The organism is Actinomadura darangshiensis, from assembly GCF_004349235.1.
GTDB lineage: Bacteria > Actinomycetota > Actinomycetes > Streptosporangiales > Streptosporangiaceae > Spirillospora > Spirillospora darangshiensis.
Genome location: NZ_SMKY01000491.1, coordinates 1 through 3,929 on the forward strand (window position 1 = coordinate 1; position 3,929 = coordinate 3,929).

At 65.8% G+C, this 3,929-nt stretch carries 7 protein-coding genes; 3 read left to right on the top strand and 4 right to left on the bottom strand.

Translation table 11 applies throughout. From position 1 onward, the window contains the following. Nucleotides 1-367: 367 nt before the first annotated feature. Both E1293_RS45220 and E1293_RS45225 read right to left on the bottom strand, forming a co-directional pair. The gene (locus E1293_RS45220) at nt 368-709 is read right to left on the bottom strand and encodes a hypothetical protein (RefSeq protein WP_132206047.1); all 342 of its coding nucleotides are present in this window, start codon (nt 707-709) and stop codon (nt 368-370) included. Nucleotides 710-771: 62 nt separating this feature from the next. Beyond that, nucleotides 772-1,011, bottom strand: coding sequence for a hypothetical protein (locus E1293_RS45225; RefSeq protein ID WP_132206049.1), 240 nt, complete (start codon nt 1,009-1,011; stop codon nt 772-774). 149 nt (nt 1,012-1,160) lie between these two features. Between E1293_RS45225 and E1293_RS45230 the strand changes: the two genes are divergently transcribed. The 3 genes from E1293_RS45230 (at nt 1,161) to E1293_RS50035 (ending at nt 2,754) form a co-directional block, all read left to right on the top strand. Continuing rightward, on the top strand, nt 1,161-1,985 hold the full coding sequence (locus E1293_RS45230; RefSeq protein WP_132206051.1) for a helix-turn-helix domain-containing protein: 825 nt from the start codon (nt 1,161-1,163) through the stop codon (nt 1,983-1,985). Further along, nucleotides 1,982-2,185: a DUF397 domain-containing protein gene (locus E1293_RS45235; protein WP_132206053.1), complete on the top strand. Its 204-nt coding sequence runs from the start codon at nt 1,982-1,984 to the stop codon at nt 2,183-2,185. The genes E1293_RS45230 and E1293_RS45235 overlap by 4 nt, the downstream gene beginning before the upstream one ends. A gap of 305 nt (nt 2,186-2,490) precedes the next feature. Further along, nucleotides 2,491-2,754, top strand: a complete 264-nt coding sequence (locus E1293_RS50035) for a UTRA domain-containing protein (protein WP_243717521.1) — start codon at nt 2,491-2,493, stop codon at nt 2,752-2,754. Nucleotides 2,755-2,852: 98 nt separating this feature from the next. Here E1293_RS50035 and E1293_RS45245 read toward each other — a convergent pair whose 3' ends face one another. Together E1293_RS45245 and E1293_RS45250 are read right to left on the bottom strand one after the other, a co-directional pair. Continuing rightward, nucleotides 2,853-3,152, bottom strand: coding sequence for a helix-turn-helix domain-containing protein (locus tag E1293_RS45245; protein WP_132206055.1), 300 nt, complete (start codon nt 3,150-3,152; stop codon nt 2,853-2,855). Nucleotide 3,153: 1 nt separating this feature from the next. Then, nucleotides 3,154-3,513, bottom strand: coding sequence for a type II toxin-antitoxin system RelE/ParE family toxin (locus tag E1293_RS45250; protein WP_132206057.1), 360 nt, complete (start codon nt 3,511-3,513; stop codon nt 3,154-3,156). Between the last annotated feature and the right edge of the window lie 416 nt (nt 3,514-3,929).

Consider the following 3,929-nt stretch of genomic DNA (forward strand, 5'->3'; position numbering starts at 1 on the left):
CCTGCCGCCCACATCGGCTCCGAGCCGGGCGGTCCCGGCGACACTGCCCAGACGCCCAGACGCCCAGACGCCCAGACGCCCAGACGCCCAGACGCCCAGACGGGGATGGTGTCGGACGCAGACGCCGTCCAAGAGTTGCTGTTGCGGTGCGCGCTTCCGGTGATGGCGTCCTTGGCGCGCGGGACGGTGCATGGCGACGGCCCGGCGTTCCGGCGTCTTGACGGTCCGATGCCTCGACGTCCCGGCGCACTGAGAGCCCACGGCTTGACGCCCTGGCACCGCTGGCCTGTACGTGGATCGGACGGCGGGGTGGGGCGTGTGTGGGCGGGCTTCGCTACGCCTGCCATTTACGAGGATCAGCGCTCGATCAAGGGCGGCGACCTCGTCCACCGAACGCGCGGAGGATCCAGGGGACGAGCAAGGCGGCGACCGCGATGCACGCCTTGTTCGGGTCGTCACAGGGCGCAAGCCGTTGCCCGGTGTTCGAGACGTAGTGCCAGGCCGCCTCGTCCTTCACGGCCTTGATGCTGTCGCCGATGCAGGGGACCTTCGAGTCGAAGACGCGCAGCAGCGGAGGCCGGCCGCGGTAATGGGGCTGGACGGTCCAACCGCGCCGCCGAAGGCTGCGGGCGAGCCGGTTCAGGCGACGACGGGCCCGCCAGGCGTGCAGCGTAGACGGCACGACCGGTGGACGCAGGGGAAGGTCCACCGGCCGCGCCTTCCGGGCCACCCGGGGGTGGACGGCCCGCTCCGGTGACGGGGCCCGCTCCGTCACCGGACGTTCCGGCAGTGGCCCGCCGCCCGGACGGCCTCGCGCATCAGCTCGGCCCGTAGCTCGACGGGATCGGGCCGCATCACGGTCGCGTCCACGCCGGCCTTCGGGTCGAGGAGCGTGGCGACGTACTCGCCGAGTAGCCCGTCCCAGCGCCGCGAACGCCAAATGTGGTGCCCGGGAAAGTCCTTCCGAAGCCGATCGAGTGCGGGGTTATCGAACGAAGATGTGTCTATCAAGGAAGGCCCCGAGTTCGGATTCGCTGACGGTGAATGTGTTATAAGAATCACAGCGTCGCGACGTTCCAGGCCAGCAACCGCCCAGGTGGAACGCGCAACCCCCCGAAAGATCAACGAAACCCCGGACCGGGTTACACACAGGAGCCCTCATGGGATCGAGAAACGAACCATATGAAGCCCCCGCAATTCAGACATTCGCCTGTGAATTGACGGCATGGCGAACGGAAGCGGAACTCACCAAGACGGCCCTCGCCGAGACCTTGGGCTATACGCCCCAATGGATCAGCCAGGTCGAGTCGGCGAAGAGCGTCCCGTCCAAGGAGTTCGCCGAGAACCTCGACACCTTCTTCAAGACCAACGGCCTCTTCAGGCGGCTGCAGAAGCGCATCATCGACACCCGCCACCAGGCCATCCTCCCGCCCGGCTTCGCCGCCTACCAGGAGCGCGAGGTCGAGGCCTCCCAGGTGCGGAACTTCGAGTTGACCTTGATCTACGGCCTGCTCCAAACCGAGAGCTACATGCGTGCGGTGATCGGCCATGGACTCGACCCGGACACCGCTGAGCGACTCGTGGCCGAGCGCCTCCAGCGCCAGGAGGTCCTCACTCGGGAGAACGCGGCTCACGCGTGGTTCACACTCGATGAGAGCGCTCTGCGGCGTGATATTGGCGGGCCGGAAATCATGCGAGAGCAACTCGCTCATCTCCTCAGCCTGGGGGAGCGCTCCAACATCTCGATCGACATCGTGCCGCAGATCGGCAAGTACTACCCGGGCCTGACGGGCGGGTTTACGATCTTGAGCTTCAGCAATGCTCCGGACGTCGTCTACGGCGAGATAGCCGGGCAGGGGATGCTCATCCAAGAGCCGCAGATCGTGTCCAAATTCGCAGTAAGGTACAACTCTCTGCGAGGTGACGCTCTCCGCATCGAGGAGTCGCGTACCTTGATCACCGAGGTGATGGAGGGTTACGGATGATCAGGGCGGATTTGTCTGCTGCACAATGGCGCAAGTCAAGTCGAAGTGGGCATGAGGGCGGTGCCTGCGTCGAGGTTGCGGATGTTGCGGAGGTGATTGCTGTTCGAGACTCGAAGGATCCAGGAGGGCCAAAGCTGCTCTTCGCTGATGCCGAGTGGCGGGCCTTCACTCGCCGTGTCAGAGATGAGCAGTATGGATGACCGCACCTGATCTCTCGCTTACGTGCGTGAGCGGCCGAAGGTGAAGCGCCTGACGCGCTCCTGGTACCACGAAGCGCAGGGGCGGGCGTCGTCCCCGTTTCGCGCTGACACGGAGTCGCAGGGCCGCACCGGGACCTGGCGTTCGTCGGCCGAGACGATCGCCGCGCCCCCAGCGGTCGCCGGACGCCTGGACATCGCTGAAGGTGACCCGGTCATGATGACGCGGTACACCTTCCTCGCGGACGAGCAGCCTGCGATGCTTTCCACCTCGTGGGCCGCTGGACCTGACGCGCGGTACGCCGGTCATGTTCCCCGAGGAAGGCCCGTACGCGGGCGCGGGTGTGACCGCGCGCATGGACGCGATCGGGCAGACTGTGAAACTCGCTACCGAGGTCGTCACGGCACGGGCCGTCCTCGCCGGCGAGGCCGAGCAACTCGACGAGCCGATGGGCTCGATCGTCATGGTGATCCAGCGGACCTACGCCACCGATGACCGGCCAGTGGAGACCGCCGACATCTTGGTGCCGGTCGACCGTTACGAACTGGCGTACGTCATACCCGTCGAATGACCTCGCCCACGCAGGCCGGACTCGACGGGCCGGACGAACTCGATGATCCGTCCTCCCCGGAAAGCCCGAGACTGCGCTGCAGGTGTCTGGTGCTTTGGTCAGGCTGCGTCGGTGAACTCCACCTTGAGTTTGGCGCCCAGGGCATGCGCGAGCCGGTCGAGGACACCGATCGTCGGGGTTGGGCCCCCCGACTCCAAACGTGATAGAGCGGGCTGAGTCAGGCCGGCCCTTCGTGCGAGCTCCTCTTGCGTCAGCCCCAAGGCAAGACGACGCTTCCGAACCGCAGTGCCCAGCTCAAAGGCCAGGCGTGCCTCCTCGCGCCCGGCGCGCACCTCTTCGTTGTCGCGGCCTGCGCCGGGCACCCACCTTTCGTGTGGGCTGTTCTGCTCCGTCACCATCTCAGACCTCCCTGGTGTAGTCCCCCTGAGCGTGGCCGTGTTCTGCTTCGCATAGTTTGCGTGCACGCATGGCACGGTCTACCTCGGTGGTCTCGCGCTCCCGTGTCTTGTGGAAGACCGTGAGCAGGACAATCCGGCGGTTGGAAGCCAGCCAGTACGTGATGCGGACCTCGAGTGGATGCAGGTGAATGCGGAGTTCCCTGAGTCCATCTCCGAGATGCCTTGACCACGGCTCTCCTAAGCTCTCGGCGTTCGCCGCGAGGAGTGCGACGAGCCACTCGACCCGACCGAAGTCTCGGTCAGCGAGTGAGTTCAGCCATTCGCGGACCTCAGGTTCGATCTCAACGTCATACAGCTCCATGCATCAAACGCTATATGCATCTGACGCTATCACGCGGCGAGTTCGATGGGTAGCAAGGGGATCGAGTCTATTTATGAGCTCGCGCCGCTGACATGTCGGAAAGATCTGGCGGCGTGCACGGAGGAGATCCCATCAGGGCGGCACGATCGTGCCGCCCGGCCAGGTCTGCTCGGGCCAGGTGTAGGGGACCAAATGAACGTCGGTGGCGATGCGGAGCCGGTCGCCACGGCCGCCGAGTCGACATCGGTCCTGGGCTCTCCAGTACAGGCCCGATCAGGGCGATGTTGGGGACGAAGAACTCTCGCGGGACGGCCGTGAGCAGGTTGGTCCACCGTTCCGGCGACCCGGTCCCGGTTGCTTCGGAGGGTTGGGGGTCGTGTGGGCTTTTCGGCGGCGGCATGGGGTGAGGGTATGGG

What these genes read in the sequence shown, in the direction of transcription:
- E1293_RS45245 (WP_132206055.1), bottom strand. Translation starts at nt 3,152, where the DNA reads ATGGTGACGGAGCAGAACAGCCCACACGAAAGGTGGGTGCCCGGCGCA.
- E1293_RS45250 (WP_132206057.1), bottom strand. Translation starts at nt 3,513, where the DNA reads ATGGAGCTGTATGACGTTGAGATCGAACCTGAGGTCCGCGAATGGCTG.
- E1293_RS45235 (WP_132206053.1), top strand. Translation starts at nt 1,982, where the DNA reads ATGATCAGGGCGGATTTGTCTGCTGCACAATGGCGCAAGTCAAGTCGA.
- E1293_RS50035 (WP_243717521.1), top strand. Translation starts at nt 2,491, where the DNA reads ATGTTCCCCGAGGAAGGCCCGTACGCGGGCGCGGGTGTGACCGCGCGC.
- E1293_RS45230 (WP_132206051.1), top strand. Translation starts at nt 1,161, where the DNA reads ATGGGATCGAGAAACGAACCATATGAAGCCCCCGCAATTCAGACATTC.